Raw genomic sequence first — 15700 nt, 5'->3', positions numbered from 1 at the left:
TGATAGCGCTAATCTTTACGACTTAACAGCTTGCTATTAATACAGCGCGAAGTAGCACACAAATATGATTCTCGATCTGAATAACCGCTTGTGATTCACAGGGGAACTCGTCATTCTTATTTTGTTACGCTTTGCTTTATCCCTCATTTTCACCCGCTATTTCCCTATCCGTTATACTTCATTTAACCTTGCTCTCTCTTGCGGGTCTTTCCTATATTTCACTAGAATTGATATAAGCTTGTGACCTGTAAGAGCATTATCAGGGTATTATCTATAGATATATGATTACACAGTGTTTAGGGAGACGTTGAAATGAATATCTTAGTGACAGGTGGCACTGGCTTTATTGGTAAAGCACTTCTTCCTCACTTCAATCATGATCAAGTTACCGTATTAACCCGAGACACAACCCGTGCCTATCAACGTTTAGGGCACCATATTAAAGTCATCAATCAACTTATTGAGCTTGATAATTTGGATAACTTTGATGCCGTGATCAATTTAGCGGGCGAGCCTATCGTCAATAAACGTTGGAGTGAAAAGCAGAAACAGAAAATTTGCGATAGCCGCTGGCAAATCACCCAAGAACTTGTGAATAAATTAAAAGCAGGAAAGAATCCGCCACCGATTTTCATTAGTGGTTCTGCTGTAGGTATCTACGGCGATCAAAAAGATGACCCGTTTGATGAAACATTACAGGTTAACAAGGATGATTTCGCTCATCATGTGTGTAAAAAGTGGGAAGAGATTGCATTGCAAGCCCAGTCCGAACAGACCCGTGTTTGCCTTTTACGTACAGGTATCGTCCTTGCCAAACATGGTGGCGCGTTAGCGAAAATGCTACCCGCCTATCAACTCGGGTTAGGCGGGCCAATTGGTAGTGGTCAGCAATATTTCCCATGGATCCATTTGCAAGATATGGTCAAAGGTATTCTGTTTTTATTGAAGCACCCCACGGCACAAGGCCCCTTTAATTTTACAGCGCCAACCCCCGTAACCAACAAGCAGTTTAGCCAGACGTTAGCCAAGGTATTGCGCCGCCCTCATATACTGAGCACACCTGAATGGCTGATCAAAATGGGGCTGGGCGAATCCGCTTGCCTGCTACTTGACAGCCAGCGTGCACTCCCAGCTCGACTTGAAGCTGAAGGGTTTAAATTTTGCTTTCCAGAACTGGAGCACGCCTTAAAAGAAACCCTTCATACCGTGAAATAGCCGCACAAAGTGCGGCCAACACATTAACTTTTTAACGGCTGAAGTAATTTAGGCAGCATGCTTTGCGCCAAGGCTAATACCAGCCCAACCGCAATCACAGGTAAACCAAGCCAAAGTGATGGGTGCCATTGTGGCGAGAGTTCAAACCCAAAATGCACTAACGCTGCCACCATACCCTCCGCCCCCATAGTGGCCATCAGACCCGCAATCAGTGCCATCATACCGTATTCAGACCATACCGTTGCACTGATCCGCTGTCGGCTCGCCCCCAAAGTGCGGTAGAGCTTCATTTCTTGTTGGCGCTGCGATAAACCAAGCCGTAACAGTGTCAGCACCAGCAATAATCCACTCAGCACCCCCAGTGCAGCCAACACGGATAGCGACAAGGACACCTGCTGTAACATCAATTGAATGCGTGATGCCATGGTCCGTAAATCCATCAGACTCACGGTTGGATAATCACGACCCAGCTGATTGAGCAAAGGGCTTTGATCGGCACCGATCCGAAAACTGACTAAGAAGGTTGCAGGAAGTTCAGCCACCACATCAGGCGAGAAGATAAAATAAAAATTAGGTCGCATATTGCGCCACTCAACCTGACGGATGCTACCAACTATCGCTGAAAATGGCTGGCTATTTACGGTAAATGCTAGCTCATCACCAACTTGAATATTCAAGCGCTCTGCAATGCCTTGTTCAACAGAGACTGTCCCTTCGCCGCCCCAAATTCCCGCAATCACTTGGTTGTGAATAGGTGGTGATTCACGCCACGTAAAATTCAATTCACGGCGCAGTGCTTCATCTGATTGCGCTTGATTACGACTCGATTGAGTCTCGGTATTATCTTTCTGGGTCTGATCACTTGTAAGGAATTGCTCGCCATTGGACGCCACGAGGCGCCCGCGGATCACAGGGTACATCGAGGAATGTTCAATATTTTGCGCATCTAACGCGGCCAAGTAAGGCTGAGTTTCCGTTTCACTAATATTGAGTGCAAACACATTCGGCGCATCAGACGGCAAAGTCTGCTGCCAATCCGCAAGCAAATCGGTGCGTAGCAGCCATATCACCGCTAATAACATCAGTGATGCTGTTAATGCTGCAAGTTGTGCCCCCGTCGCTAAAGGACTTCGACCAATACGGCTCAGCGCCAATTGCATCGCAGGTCCCCACCTTTTTTTCCGCAGCAAAGCGACAACAGCCACGCCTATTACCGCCAGTAAAAATAACATGACGGCTAGCCCTAATAGGGTTAACCACATCAAGGTGTTATCGCCAAACCAAATCAATAATGCACCAAGGGGCAATAACACCAATCCAAAGCGCCACGGTGATGCTTGGCGTGTATTCGATAGCCCTGTATTCGATAACCTTGTATTCAATAACCCTGAACCGGATTGCGCTGAGCCTTCAGGCTGCATAACAGCAATGGCAGGGGTATTCACGAGTTTAATTAATGAAACCCCCATACCGGGGATCGCCACTAGCAAGGCCACTAGCACGCTGGTAACTAATGGCGCAAACCCCATCGGTGGCAGCGGCTGAGGTAAAATATCCCCCAATGGCAATCGTAATAAGGTCTCCAGTAAAGCCCCTAAACCGACACCAAGTACAGCGGCAAAAGCAAACAGCATCAATAACTGGCCAGCCAGCCAACGCCACAACCACGCCTTACGGGCACCAAGGCTTTTCATCATAGCAACCGTTTCTCGACGGCTGGCTGTATAGTGCTGGCAAGTAAGAACCAAGGTGGCACTGGCCATGATAATGACCAAAATTAAAGTCAAAGATAAATACTGACGTGCGCGATCAATCAAATCCCCCGTACGACCTTGGGTTGATTCACTGATCCAACGCTGCCCAGCTTGCAATTCCACACTCTGCCTAAAAGAAGCCAAAGCGTCATCTGCACCGACAAAATACATTCGATACTGTACGCGACCACCAAGCTGCACCGCTCCAGTCCGCGCAATATCATCATAATGAATAAGCACGGCAGGCATCTGACTAAATGGGTTAAACGACAATTCAGGATCTTGCGCGATTAAGCCAGAAACGGTGAACTGCGCATCACCTATCATGACATCATCACCCTCTTTCACCGCGAGTAATGAAAATAACCGTTCAGCTAACCAGAGTTCGCCCGGCTGCACATGCTGTGATTGAATGCGCGCAGCCCCACCAGACGACAAGGCTAAATTGCCACGTAGCGGAAAATCATTGGCTACAGCTTTTACGCTCACTAGCTGCATATTTTCATCACTAAATGCCATAGTGCCAAATCGCGTTTGCTTAGATATGGTTAAACCGCGCTGGAATGCAGCGGCCAAAATATCCTCATCAATCGGGTTACCCGACACCAAAACTAAATCTGCCGCCAACACGGATCGCCCCTGATCTGTCATGATCTTCTCGACCCGAACAACGAGTGCCGACAGCGCAAATACACACGCAATAATGAGCGTTAATGCCACAGCAACAGGCCATAACTGCCCTTGCCATAACTCTCGCCAGCTCCAACGTGATAATAAATGCGGCGAATGCTGCTGTGTTGCTACCGATGTTTCACTGAGTTCACTCATGCTGCAGCCACCATACCGCCTTCAATACGGACAACGCGATCACAACGCTGCGCAAGTTGTGGGTCATGGGTCACCAAGACTAACGTGGTGCCATGATCGCGGTTTAACGCAAAAAGAATTTCAATAATAGTGCTAGCAGTGTGCTGATCGAGGTTACCCGTTGGCTCATCAGCAAACAGGATTTTTGGCTTGGTAATAAATGCACGGGCCAAGGCGACACGTTGTTGCTCACCACCAGATAGTTGTGTGGGTAAATGGCTTTCACGCCCTTGCAGACCCACTTGGGCAAGCAGCTCCATTGCACGGGTAGCATCTCCCTCTTCACCGCGAATAATCGCCGGTAATAGCACATTCTCAAGTGCTGTTAGCGAAGGTATTAACAAAAAACTTTGAAAAACAAAGCCAATCGATTCACTGCGTAAAGCCGCGCGCGCTTCGTCATCTAACGCCGATAATGACTGCCCGAGTAATTCAATATCACCCGATGTCGGAATATCCAAACCAGCCAATAGTGTCATTAAGGTTGATTTACCTGCACCAGATACACCAACCAATGCAATACTTTCACCCTGCTCGACCTCAAGCGAAACATCCTGCAGAATAGTAATAGACGATGTTGTCGTAGCCACGTGCTTAGATACGGACACAGCTTTAATCACGGATGTAGACATGAAACGATTCCTTTCAGTTTTAATTTTTATTGTTACGCTCCCCTTAGTATCAATCACGGGATACTGCGGCACCTTAATGATACTAGGGGATAGCCTCAGCGCAGGCTACAACATGCGAGCTGAACAAAGTTGGCCAATACTCCTTGAGCCTAAACTCCGCCAGCAAGGCCATGATCTCACCGTCGTCAACGCCAGTATATCTGGGGATACCACGGGCAATGGACTCGCACGGTTACCAAGTTTATTAAACCGTCATCAACCAGATTACGTCATAATCGAGCTCGGTGCGAATGATGGTTTACGAGGGTTTCCTCCTAAAACGATTCGTAACAATTTAGCGGCAATGATCGAAGATATCCAAGCCACAGGCGCTCAGAGCCTGCTGATGCAAATTCAAGTACCCCCTAATTATGGTAAACGTTACAGCCAACTATTTAGCGCACTTTACCCTGCGTTAAGTCAGGAATACTCGTCACCTTTGCTGCCTTTTTTTCTTGAAGAAGTGATTTTGAAGCAAGAATGGATGATGGATGATGGCCTGCACCCTAAAGCGGAAGCGCAGCCGTGGATCGCAGATTACATGGCAAAAGAGATCACCAAGGCGCTAAATAAAAAGTAAAACGATATATCGACTCGCTCAGACTAAATAACAAAACATACAAGCAGGAAGCAAATGACAAGCTCAATTTTAATCACAGGCTGTAGTACAGGTATTGGCCGCCACTGCGCTTTCGCCCTTCATAAAGCGGGTTATAACGTAGTCGCCAGTTGCCGAAAACAACATGATGTCGATGAATTGCAAGCACAAGGTTTGCAATGTGTTCAACTTGATTTAGCGGATACAGTTTCAATCCATCAAGGCTTAGAACAAGCTCTGAAACTGACAGATGGCAAATTAGATGTGTTGTTTAACAATGGGGCTTACGGGCAAGCAGGTGCGCTAGAAGATCTTCCAACCCAAGCCTTACGTGAACAGTTTGAAACCAATGTATTTGGCTGGCACGAACTCACAAAAGCCGTCATTCCTATCATGCTCAAACAAGGCAGTGGCAAGATCGTTCAAAACAGCTCGGTGCTGGGTTTAGTGGCGATGAAATACCGTGGCGCATACAACGCCAGCAAATTCGCCTTAGAGGGCTATACCGATACATTACGCCTTGAGCTTATGAATACTCCTATTCATGTCTGTTTGATTGAGCCAGGGCCAATCGAAAGTCATTTCCGTGAAAATGCCAAAAAAGCATTTGAGAAATACATTAATATTGAAGAGTCTCGTCATATTAACAACTACCATAAGACGCTAGAGCGATTGGGCAAATCTTCGCCATCGAATAAATTTACTCTGACTTCTGATGCAGTTTTACGCCCACTATTACATATAATTCAAAGCGATAAGCCTAAAGCCCGCTATTTTGTTACTCAACCAACCTATATCTTTGGTTTCTTACGCAGGATCCTGCCATCAGCGCTATTAGATCGTTTACTCAACAAAAGCGACTAACCCCTAATAACACTGGCCTAACAGAGGATCGTAAGGCGAAATCCTTACGATCTTTCTTGTATAATCTCTCTCAGCTTTTAGCCGTACAATAAGCGTTCATATTGAAAATATGTTTCATATATTCCGCCTTATTGCTTAGTTTAAGTCAGATAAATACCCTTTTCCTGTCGCTATAGTTAGGTTTCATCAAAAAACACCAATAACGTAATATTACTGTCATAGAGTGATCGTAAATTAGTTACTGTTGAGCAAACCCTCATACACCCCTATATAAAAATGATAACGATATTGAGGAAGACCATGTCCTTACGACAACTAAATTTACTCTGTGTCTGTGTGACCCTCGCACTACTTCTAACCTTCAACGGTTAAAAAGGAGAGCCCCGCTCTCCTTTTTGCTTTTTCATCCCCCAGCATCCCCTTGATATTACCGCCACTATCCCCATATAGTGAGTATCAAACAGTTTATGGAATGAATGGCATGTACCAAAACTCAGCTATCGAAATCAACGAACAAAATTTACAACAAGTTATTGAGCAATCAATGCAAACACCCGTTGCTATTAGCTTTTGGGCACCATCAATGCCTGAAACCGCTGAAGTTAACGCCTTACTGAACAAGCTAGCAGCTGAGTACCAAGGTTTACTCACAGTAGCGACATTAAACTGTGAAGAACGACCTGCCGTCGCGCAACAATTTGGTGTTCGTGGTCTTCCTACTGTTGCCCTGTTCAAAAACGGTCAACCCGCTGATGGTTCTGCTGGCCCACAAACAGAAGATAGCTTACGTACTATGTTGGCAAAACATTTGCCAAGCCAAGATGAAATCGCATTAAAACAAGCGCTAAACTTGGTTGATACTCAAGCCTTTAATCAAGCATTACCTATGCTGCGTGAACTCGCACCTAAATTCCCACAACAAGCGATTGTGACACTAGCCATTGCTGAATGTTTAGTGGAAACACTGCAGTTTGATGAAGCAGAAACCTTGCTTGCGACCGTGACCATGCAAGATCAAGATGCGAAATATAAAGGCTTGATGGCGAAACTTGAGCTTCATAAGCAAGCCAGTGAATCACCTGAGATTCTTTTGCTCGAAGAAAAACTAACGGCAGACCCAAGCGATAAACAAATAGCTTATGAGCTGGCAGTACAATATAGCCAAGTAAACCGTCAGGAAGAGTCACTTGAGCTATTAATCGGTTTACTGCGTAAAGACATGAACTTCGCCGATGGTAATGCGAAAAAAACCATGATGGATATTCTTGCTGCACTAGGTCAAGGCAATGCGATTGCCGCACAATATCGTCGTCAACTTTACTCGCTATTGTACTAACAGCTACAACAGTAGAACCTAGCCAATAGCCACGATCCTTAGGGACAGAGATCGATTGGTTTAGATTAGGGTCACGCTCAAAAAGTCATGTTTTGCATGACTTTTTTTTGTAGATGTTAACCAACCAAGAGTAATTACTGATCCAAGTGAGTCTTGTCACAACACGAAGAAGAGGCAAACTGTGGATTTTGTAAGCCTTCAATAATTGGACAAACCGCCCCTTCATTACCCGGACACTGATTGGTCAGTGTTTCTAAGGTGTGCTTCATCTGCTGAAGTTCAGCAATTTTATGATCTATTTCGATAAGCTTTTCTTGCGCCTTGGCTTTTACATCGGCACTTTTTCGCTCAGGATCACGAGATAAACCGAGTAATGCTTTGGCTTCATCCAAAGTAAACCCCACTAAGCGCGCACGCCGAATAAGGTTGAGCTCTGCGATATGGCTTTCGCTATAGCGGCGATAACCATTACTCGCCCGCTGCGGCGCGCTAATAATGCCTTTATCTTCATAGAACCGAATCGTCTTAGTGCTCAAATCGGTTTTTTTAGCAATATCGCTAATATTCATTTTCTCGCCTTCTGTTTAGCACGTTATTCACACGCACACGCTCCACACAATCACATTTATCAGCATCGCATAAATAGTGTTGACCTTCCAGTTGATGGAAAGTTTATGCTATGGCCTAACTCGTATTCCATCGACAGTGTGCTAGCAAAGCAATCGACTCATTGATCTACCATGCTGCCGCCTTATACCTATTTGATTAAGGTTCAAACTATGGCTGAATTTCATCTACCTTTAAGCCAAGTTCGCTGCATGAACTGCGCGAATAAAATAAAAGCCGCCTTAACAGCGCTACCCAATACCACTGCGGATGTTGATACAAAACAAGCAAGGGTGAGCACTGAAGAACCTTTACACGCGGTATTTTCCGTTATCGAAGATCTCGGTTATGGCGTCGGTCAGCAACATTCATTACCCCTAGCAGGTTTGTCATGCGGACGCTGCGTTGCCAAGGTGCAGCAAGCTTTCGATCAACACCCACTCGTCAGTAAAGCTACTGTGACTAAGCACCAACTCGATATTTCTGGGCTTATTTCTACGCAAGAGATCAGCGACATTGTGACTGTTTTAGGTTATCGAGTTGAACACCAACCCACTATCACCTTGGCACTCAGCGGGCTAAGCTGCGGAAAATGTGTCGCAAAAGTAGAGAAAGCACTGAGCGAACAAGCGGATATTAGCCAGTTTAGTGTGACTAAGGATAGTGCTGTCATTTCCAGTGCCCTCACAACAACCACCCTCATTGAGATCATTGAACAATTAGGCTTTCAGGCTAATGTCGCCTCACCTGAGTTTAGGGATATCACAGCGAACACGGATGATGAAACCTCAGTGGTTACTGAGCAAACAAGTACAGAGACAGATCAAGAACAGCGCCAAGCCGATACTCGCTATGGTACTGAAACGACCACTCAGGCTGAAGATTCGACTAACCAACAAACGACGCAGTTCTTACTAACCGGCATGACATGCGCCAGCTGTGTTTCTTCGGTAGAGAAAGCCATTCTGAGTGTCGCTGGGGTGCTAACGGCCAATATTAACCTGGCTGAGCGTACCGCATTAGTCAGTGGTACTGCCGCTGATGTCGATATTATTACTGCTGTTATTGAAGCAGGTTACGGTGCAGAAGTCAGCGAAGACGAACAGTCTCGTCGCCAGCGCCAACAAGAACAGCAAGCCAGCAGCTATAAAACCCATATCCGTAACGCAATCATCGCGCTTAGTATAGGTATTCCTTTAATGGCTTGGGGGGTATTTGGTGGCAGCATGATGATCGACTCCACGGCAAGTCAAATGGGCTGGGGCTTTATCGGGGTCATCACACTTGTACTCTTAGTGACCACAGGCCGTCACTTTTACGTCAATGCCTATAAAGCCTTTTTACATCATCGTGCAAGTATGGATACCTTGGTTGCGCTAGGCACTGGCGCGGCATGGGTCTACTCGACCCTAGTGGTCATTGCGCCAGATTGGTTCCCACCACAGGCTCGCCATGTTTATTATGAAGCGTCTGCGATGATCTTAGGCTTAATTACACTGGGGCATGCGCTGGAAGCAAAAGCGCGAACACGTACCTCTCAAGCCATAGAGCGTTTGATCGATCTACAGCCTCAAACCGCTATCATTGTTCGCAACGGTGAGGAAATCGAAGTCGAACTTGATCAGGTTCAAAAAGGCATGCTGGTACGTTTACGTCCTGGCGCAAAAGTACCGGTAGATGGTGTTGTTGAACAAGGCGATAGCTACATTGATGAATCCATGCTGACCGGTGAGCCACTAGCCGTAAACAAACAGTCTGGTGACACGATTCATGCCGGTACTATCAATCAAAATGGCAGCCTGCTGTTTAAAGCAGAGCAAATCGGTAACGACACCATGCTAGCGCGTATTATCCAACTGGTTCGCCAAGCACAAAGTAGTAAACCGGCACTGGCAAAGCTGGCCGATTCAATCTCCGCCATTTTTGTACCTGCTGTCATGATCATTGCAACAGTTACCGCAATGGCATGGTACTACTTCGGTCCGCAACCTTCCGCTGTGTATATGTTAGTTACAGCAACCACAGTGCTCATTATTGCCTGCCCGTGTGCGCTTGGCTTAGCCACCCCAATGTCGGTTACCGTTGGCATTGGCCGTGCGGCTGAATACGGTGTACTGATTCGAGATGCGGAAGCCATGCAAGTGGCTGCCAATATCGACACTGTGGTGTTAGATAAAACAGGTACAATTACGGAAGGTAAACCACGTGTCACTGAAACCATTAGCTATGGTGATCGCAGTAAACAAACCCTACTCAGCTTAGCAGCAAGTTTAGAGCTTCATTCTGAGCACCCGCTTGCAAAAGCCTTTGTGCAAGAAGCGCAAGCACAGTCGCTAACACTGGATGGCAATACCCAATTTAAAGCAATACCAGGGTTAGGTGTTGTCGGGAGCCTTAATTCGCCAGCAACGGATACTCACTATGAGCTACTGCTAGGTAATGCTGCACTTCTTGAGCAGCACGGTATATCAACAGCAATAGCACAAGCAGATATTCTCAAACTGGCACAAACAGGAGCCACTGTTGTGTTCTTTGCGATAAACCAAACGTTAGCCGGCATTTTCGCCGTTAGCGATCCATTACGTACTGATTCGGCCGCAGCCATTAGCCGTTTAAAAGCCATGAAACTCAATGTCGTTATGCTAACAGGTGATACTGAAGCTACAGCGCAAGCAATAGCACAGCAAGCGGGCATTGATCGTGTCATTGCGGGGGTGCTGCCAGATGGTAAAGCCCAACTGATTACCGATCTTCAGCAACAAGGGCAACGCATTGCGATGGTGGGCGATGGCATTAATGATGCGCCCGCTTTAGCACAAGCCGAGGTTGGCCTTGCAATGGGAGGAGGTAGCGATGTCGCAATTGAAAGTGCCCAATTCACTTTGATGCGCCACTCTATTCACGGCGTTGCTGATGCATTACAGCTTTCACAAGCCACACTAAACAACATGAAACAAAACCTTTTTGGGGCATTTATTTACAACTCGCTAGGGATCCCTATTGCGGCAGGTTTACTGTTCCCATTTACAGGCACCCTGCTAAGCCCTGTCGTCGCAGGAGCAGCAATGGCGCTTTCTTCCATTACCGTTGTCAGTAATGCTAACCGATTACGTCTGTTCACCCCCAATAAGAAGGAGAGCTAAGATGGTACTTATTATCGGAATTGCACTCATCGCATTTATTGTTTGGTGGTTTTGGTTACACCCTTCCAAACGATAATTTTCTGTCATGACATAGCATTAACGTACCTGAGTGATAAATTGTTCCACTTAAAGAGCTATGATATACCTAAGTGAAACCATGGACTTTGGTGCGTTATGCTTAAATCTTTTTTCTCAAAACTGTTTCTCGTTTTACCATTTTTGGCTTCGAGTGCCTTTGCTGAACCTATGGTTTGGCACGCCACAGATGGCCAGCGCCAGTTTACAATTTTAGGCTCGATCCATGTGGGCACTCAAGACATGTATCCCCTGCCTGAAATTTTTCTCAACCACTGGCAAGCCGCTGATGGGCTGATAGTAGAAGCCAATATTCTTGATACCAAAATGCCGTCTTTCACCTTTAATCCGCCTCTCACCCACGCATTACTTGACGAATCGGACACACACAAACTCAATCAAATAGCCAAGCAATTGAAACTAAAGCCCAATGATCTGGCTTATGCCCCACCATGGTATAGCGTTATGAGCATTCAATTAGCATTAGCTTATAACCTTGGGCTTCAAGCTGACTTAGGGGTTGATTATATTTTACTAGAGCGTGCCGCAAATCAATCGATGCCAATTCATCAGCTTGAAAGCGTTGCCAAGCAATTCGATATGATGAAAGCACTCCCGAAAAATGGATTAGATATGCTGCTGGAGACCATTCATGACTGGGATGAAGTCGATGATCAACTCGACTGCCTCATTGCTGCTTGGCAAGATGGCGATAAAGGCAAACTTGATAGTTTATTCGCCGAAAGTAGTTACTCTGACGAAACAGATTTCATGCTCATTGATCAGCGCAATATCAACTGGGTAGAGCAATTGAATGATATAAAAAAATACCCTGCGGGTAATTACATGCTTGTTGTCGGTGCCTTTCATCTAATTGGTGAACAAGGGCTACCTAACCTATTAAAAGAAAAAGGGTTCAGTGTTCAGCTACTGACTCAAGGTAGTCAATCACAGTGCGAGTGGTAACAATGCTAGCATTTAGCTTAATCAACAACCTCTGTGCTCATCAAGGACAACAGATGAAAATAAGAGCGATTTTATTATCAGCTTTTTTACTGGCTGGCTGCACATACATCCCTGATAGTGTAGAGCCCGTTAAGTCATTTGATCTTACCCGCTTTCTTGGCCAATGGTATGAAGTGGCAAGACTGGATCATTCATTTGAATCTGGACTATCGAATGTCACCGCGACTTATGAACTGCGTGATGATCAAGGTATCAACGTTGTTAATCGTGGCTTTTCAGCAGAAAAAGAGCAGTGGAGCGAAGCGATTGGCAAAGCTTACTTCGTCGATAAAACCGATGTTGGCCACCTCAAAGTCTCTTTCTGGGGCCCATTCTATTCATCGTATGTCATTTTCGAATTGGGAGAGAATTACGATTACGCCTTTGTTTCTGGCTATAACACCGATTATTTATGGCTACTATCACGGACACCACAGGTTGATCCTAACATCATGAAAAAATTTATCACCGCTGCAAAAGCGAAAGGTTTCGATACTTCAACATTAATTAGGGTTGAGCAGTAGGAATAAATACTCAGTCTTTCAATACCATATATCTACAACACTTAATACCAATTAAGGAATTGGTATTAAGTCACATTTCAGCATAACTACTTCAAGAGCTTCTTGATGCCATCCTGAGCTTGCTTATAACGTAAATTAATTAAAGTCATAGCGACTTGCCCCACATCTTCATATAAGTTATCTGCATATTCGTGAAGGTCTAATGTTGGGTCATAGTTTTTAGAAATCACAAACTCCTCAATACGACGAGTCCTTTCTTTCGCATCATCACCGGCTTTTAACGCTATAAATTCTTGCCAAGGTTTTTGTTGTTTTGAATTATTGCATGGTGAACAACAAGGTACGACATTTCCCCAAGCGTGCAAACCTAATGAACTTTTGTTCATTGGGATTAAATGATCCTGCGATAAAGACTTACGGTCTATATCTGTACCACAGAAACAACACTTATGATTAAAAAATGTTAAAAGCTCATCTTTTTGCGCAACCTTAGGCCCAAAGGGTTCAAAACCTCTTGTTTCATCATAAAACTTTCCTACATCCTGCAAAAAAATTCGTATCGCACTATTAGATATATCGGATTTACTGCGTGCCATGAAACCTCTCAGCACTGGCGGTGATTATTAGCAGCACATTATCACTGAATATTAATGAATGTAAGTCACCTTGGCTTGACGTCAAGTCAGGTTTGGAAAGTCTATTTTAGAACGCCTAAACGAAAAAAGCCTCGTCTTTCGACGAGGCTTTCTAAAGGTGGTCGGTGAAGAGGGATTCGAACCCCCGACCCTCTGGTCCCAAACCAGATGCGCTACCAAGCTGCGCTATTCACCGAGCTGTACATTTTAAATCCTACCAGATTCTTCTGCTCGACATACATCCAACAGAAATAAAGTGGTCGGTGAAGAGGGATTCGAACCCCCGACCCTCTGGTCCCAAACCAGATGCGCTACCAAGCTGCGCTATTCACCGACATAGTATATTTTAAATCTTACCAGATTATTCTGCCCGACAAACATCCAACAGAAATAATAGTGGTCGGTGAAGAGGGATTCGAACCCCCGACCCTCTGGTCCCAAACCAGATGCGCTACCAAGCTGCGCTATTCACCGACTGACTCAACAGGATTGCTGTCGAGGTCGCTTATAATACTCAGCACGGTAAATTACGCAAGCACTTAACGCGTTTTTTTTCACTTTCCCACATCAGTTGCTTATCTAACACGCATTTTGCTTAATATCACGCACTTAGGGTGATCTGACACACAAAGCAAACTACAACTTGCATACAGTTTTAATACCGTTGATCTAGATCATCATAACAAATCATTATCATTAGGTATCGTATCAGCATTATTCAGCGATGCTAAGGATTAACATGGACTTTTGGTTAGATCTCCTGTTCGGTAATGCCGTCGGCCTATCTTCAATGATCGTGATCTTTGGCGCGCTAGGATTAATGATCTTTTTCGGTGGGTTCTTTGTTTACAAAGTGCTCTCGGCACCTTCTCCTCACTAGAGCCATTAAGCAAAATACATTTTTGCTGACCCGGGGTCTTTATTGTTTGCACGACCGCAAAGAGTAGCTTGACCCTGGTCACTTTTCTTATGGCTTATATTTCACTTCAATCTGATTGTTCGATCGGGTTGAAGTTTTCCTCTTTGTTCATTTCATGCTACAAATCGGTATACTACAAACACCCGTTTCTAAAGCTATATCATCATGTCAGATAACGATGAACTCGATCTCTTTAAAGAGATGATGGCCGACGTTGCGCCAATCACCCAAGATAAAATTGAAACCACGGCCAAGCATCAAGTGACTGATGCGCATCTTGCACGCCGCCTTGCAGCCCAAACGCTAACCAATAACGATCCTGAATACCTTTCGCTAGATTACGCAAAAATGTGTAAGCCCGATGACATGTTGGCGTTTAAGCGTGATGGGGTACAAGAAGGTGTTTTTCGTAAACTGCGCTTAGGTAAATATGATATTCAAGCGCGACTCGATCTTCACCGTAAAACATTAAAACAAGCCCGTGACGAAGTACTGCAATTTCTACGTCAGTGCCATCGGATGGATATTCGTACCGTCATCATAGTGCACGGTAAAGGTGAACGTTCTAACCCACCCGCCTTAATAAAAAGCTATCTCTCAACCTGGCTAGAGCAAATTAGTGAAGTGATGTGCTATCACTCAACGCTTCGCCAACATGGTGGCAATGGTGCGCTATACGTGATGTTAAAGAAAAGCCCAGAAAAGAAACTCGAAAATAGAGAGCGCCACATGAGCAAGAAAGGCTAAAAGCTCTTTCAAATACAGCAAGATCAAAAAAGGAGCGACTCTTCGCTCCTTTTTTATCGCTTCATGTATCAACTACACCATATAGACCACTCGAGCAGCGAGCAAAATTAGGACAACACCTGAAACACGATCTATCCATTGTGCTTTTGAGCGGAGTTTTTCCAGCACCTTAGGGCGAGAGAGAACCACAGCGATCAGGGTATACCACAAGCCATCAATAACAATGGGGGTAGATACAATAATAATTCGACTACTGAGTTCAGAGCTTAGCGCCACAAATTGACTAAATAAGGCGATAAAGTACAGCGCTAACTTCGGGTTTAACAATGAGATCATGAAGCCATCGCGAGCAGCTTCAAGAATCGTTGTCGATTCCCCCGCTTTCAACTTTGCTGCAATCCCCCCTTTCGAACGTAGGGCATTTACCCCTAAGTACGCAAGATAAGCAGCCCCTGCATAACTCACCGCAGTAAATAGCGTTGGTGACTGTTTAAGTACAACTGCCAAGCCAAGAATGCCCAATAGTGCGTGAATCCCCACTCCCATCGAATGCGACCATGACGTAACGATGCCATGCAAACGCCCGCTGGCTAAACTGTGTTTAGCGACAACCGCTAAACTTGGCCCTGGCGACATAGCTCCCAAAGCCGATATTAATATGAGTGAAAATATGATGCTGAGCGTCATCGCTAACTCCGTGAACCAATGAATAATGAAACTATGGCTGACGATAACAAGCGA

General features: G+C 45.3%; 14 protein-coding genes and 3 tRNA genes. 9 read left to right on the top strand and 8 right to left on the bottom strand.

Annotated features, from left to right (window positions below):
* Nucleotides 1–312 precede the first annotated feature (312 nt).
* Nucleotides 313–1215 (top strand): TIGR01777 family oxidoreductase, encoded by a 903-nt coding sequence (locus L4C35_RS03555; protein WP_428461589.1) that lies wholly within the window; start codon nucleotides 313–315, stop codon nucleotides 1213–1215.
* Nucleotides 1216–1238: 23 nt separating this feature from the next.
* Here L4C35_RS03555 and L4C35_RS03550 read toward each other — a convergent pair whose 3' ends face one another.
* Both L4C35_RS03550 and L4C35_RS03545 read right to left on the bottom strand, forming a co-directional pair.
* Entirely contained in the window at nucleotides 1239–3797 is a 2559-nt protein-coding gene (locus L4C35_RS03550) for an ABC transporter permease (protein ID WP_428461588.1), read from the bottom strand.
* Nucleotides 3794–4468: an ABC transporter ATP-binding protein gene (locus L4C35_RS03545; RefSeq protein WP_048899705.1), complete on the bottom strand. Its 675-nt coding sequence runs from the start codon at nucleotides 4466–4468 to the stop codon at nucleotides 3794–3796. Before L4C35_RS03545 ends, L4C35_RS03550 begins: the two co-directional genes overlap by 4 nt.
* Here L4C35_RS03545 and tesA point away from each other — a divergent pair.
* From tesA to L4C35_RS03530, 3 genes are all read left to right on the top strand, one after another.
* On the top strand, nucleotides 4467–5087 hold the full coding sequence (tesA, locus tag L4C35_RS03540) for a multifunctional acyl-CoA thioesterase I/protease I/lysophospholipase L1 (RefSeq protein WP_428461587.1): 621 nt from the start codon (nucleotides 4467–4469) through the stop codon (nucleotides 5085–5087). The two genes, L4C35_RS03545 and tesA, sit on opposite strands and share 2 nt — an antisense overlap.
* Before the next feature lie 54 nt (nucleotides 5088–5141).
* Entirely contained in the window at nucleotides 5142–5969 is an 828-nt protein-coding gene (locus L4C35_RS03535; protein ID WP_428461586.1) for an SDR family oxidoreductase, read from the top strand.
* A gap of 481 nt (nucleotides 5970–6450) precedes the next feature.
* Nucleotides 6451–7305: a co-chaperone YbbN gene (locus L4C35_RS03530; protein ID WP_428461585.1), complete on the top strand. Its 855-nt coding sequence runs from the start codon at nucleotides 6451–6453 to the stop codon at nucleotides 7303–7305.
* Nucleotides 7306–7439: 134 nt separating this feature from the next.
* Here L4C35_RS03530 and cueR read toward each other — a convergent pair whose 3' ends face one another.
* Complete coding sequence (gene cueR / locus L4C35_RS03525; RefSeq protein WP_428461584.1) at nucleotides 7440–7874, bottom strand: Cu(I)-responsive transcriptional regulator; 435 nt, start codon at nucleotides 7872–7874, stop codon at nucleotides 7440–7442.
* A gap of 210 nt (nucleotides 7875–8084) precedes the next feature.
* On the opposite strand from cueR, the gene L4C35_RS03520 reads away from it, so the two are divergent.
* From L4C35_RS03520 to L4C35_RS03510, 3 genes are all read left to right on the top strand, one after another.
* Nucleotides 8085–11054: a heavy metal translocating P-type ATPase gene (locus L4C35_RS03520; RefSeq protein ID WP_428461583.1), complete on the top strand. Its 2970-nt coding sequence runs from the start codon at nucleotides 8085–8087 to the stop codon at nucleotides 11052–11054.
* Between the two features lie 174 nt (nucleotides 11055–11228).
* Entirely contained in the window at nucleotides 11229–12095 is an 867-nt protein-coding gene (locus L4C35_RS03515) for a TraB/GumN family protein (RefSeq protein ID WP_428461582.1), read from the top strand.
* 53 nt (nucleotides 12096–12148) lie between these two features.
* On the top strand, nucleotides 12149–12658 hold the full coding sequence (locus tag L4C35_RS03510) for a lipocalin family protein (RefSeq protein ID WP_428461581.1): 510 nt from the start codon (nucleotides 12149–12151) through the stop codon (nucleotides 12656–12658).
* Nucleotides 12659–12744: 86 nt separating this feature from the next.
* Here the strand turns inward: L4C35_RS03510 and L4C35_RS03505 are convergent, their stop codons facing one another.
* From L4C35_RS03505 to L4C35_RS03490, 4 genes are all read right to left on the bottom strand, one after another.
* Entirely contained in the window at nucleotides 12745–13254 is a 510-nt protein-coding gene (locus L4C35_RS03505) for an HNH endonuclease (RefSeq protein WP_428461580.1), read from the bottom strand.
* 158 nt (nucleotides 13255–13412) lie between these two features.
* Nucleotides 13413–13489, bottom strand: a tRNA-Pro gene (locus L4C35_RS03500).
* A gap of 61 nt (nucleotides 13490–13550) precedes the next feature.
* Nucleotides 13551–13627 (bottom strand) — tRNA-Pro (locus L4C35_RS03495).
* 63 nt (nucleotides 13628–13690) lie between these two features.
* A tRNA-Pro gene (locus L4C35_RS03490) sits at nucleotides 13691–13767 on the bottom strand.
* Nucleotides 13768–14032: 265 nt separating this feature from the next.
* Here L4C35_RS03490 and L4C35_RS03485 point away from each other — a divergent pair.
* Both L4C35_RS03485 and smrA read left to right on the top strand, forming a co-directional pair.
* Nucleotides 14033–14173 carry a DUF3149 domain-containing protein gene (locus L4C35_RS03485; protein ID WP_048900999.1) on the top strand — a complete coding sequence of 47 codons (141 nt, stop codon included), beginning with the start codon at nucleotides 14033–14035 and terminating at the stop codon, nucleotides 14171–14173.
* 204 nt (nucleotides 14174–14377) lie between these two features.
* Nucleotides 14378–14959: a DNA endonuclease SmrA gene (gene smrA / locus L4C35_RS03480; protein WP_428461579.1), complete on the top strand. Its 582-nt coding sequence runs from the start codon at nucleotides 14378–14380 to the stop codon at nucleotides 14957–14959.
* A 72-nt stretch (nucleotides 14960–15031) separates the two neighbouring features.
* Here the strand turns inward: smrA and L4C35_RS03475 are convergent, their stop codons facing one another.
* Nucleotides 15032–15646: a LysE family translocator gene (locus L4C35_RS03475; protein WP_428461578.1), complete on the bottom strand. Its 615-nt coding sequence runs from the start codon at nucleotides 15644–15646 to the stop codon at nucleotides 15032–15034.
* Between the last annotated feature and the right edge of the window lie 54 nt (nucleotides 15647–15700).

It is taken from the genome of Photobacterium kagoshimensis, from assembly GCF_050337045.1.
Taxonomy (GTDB): Bacteria; Pseudomonadota; Gammaproteobacteria; order Enterobacterales; family Vibrionaceae; genus Photobacterium; species Photobacterium kagoshimensis.
Note: the sequence above shows the minus strand (reverse complement) of the source record. Positions and strands in the feature narration are given on the sequence as shown.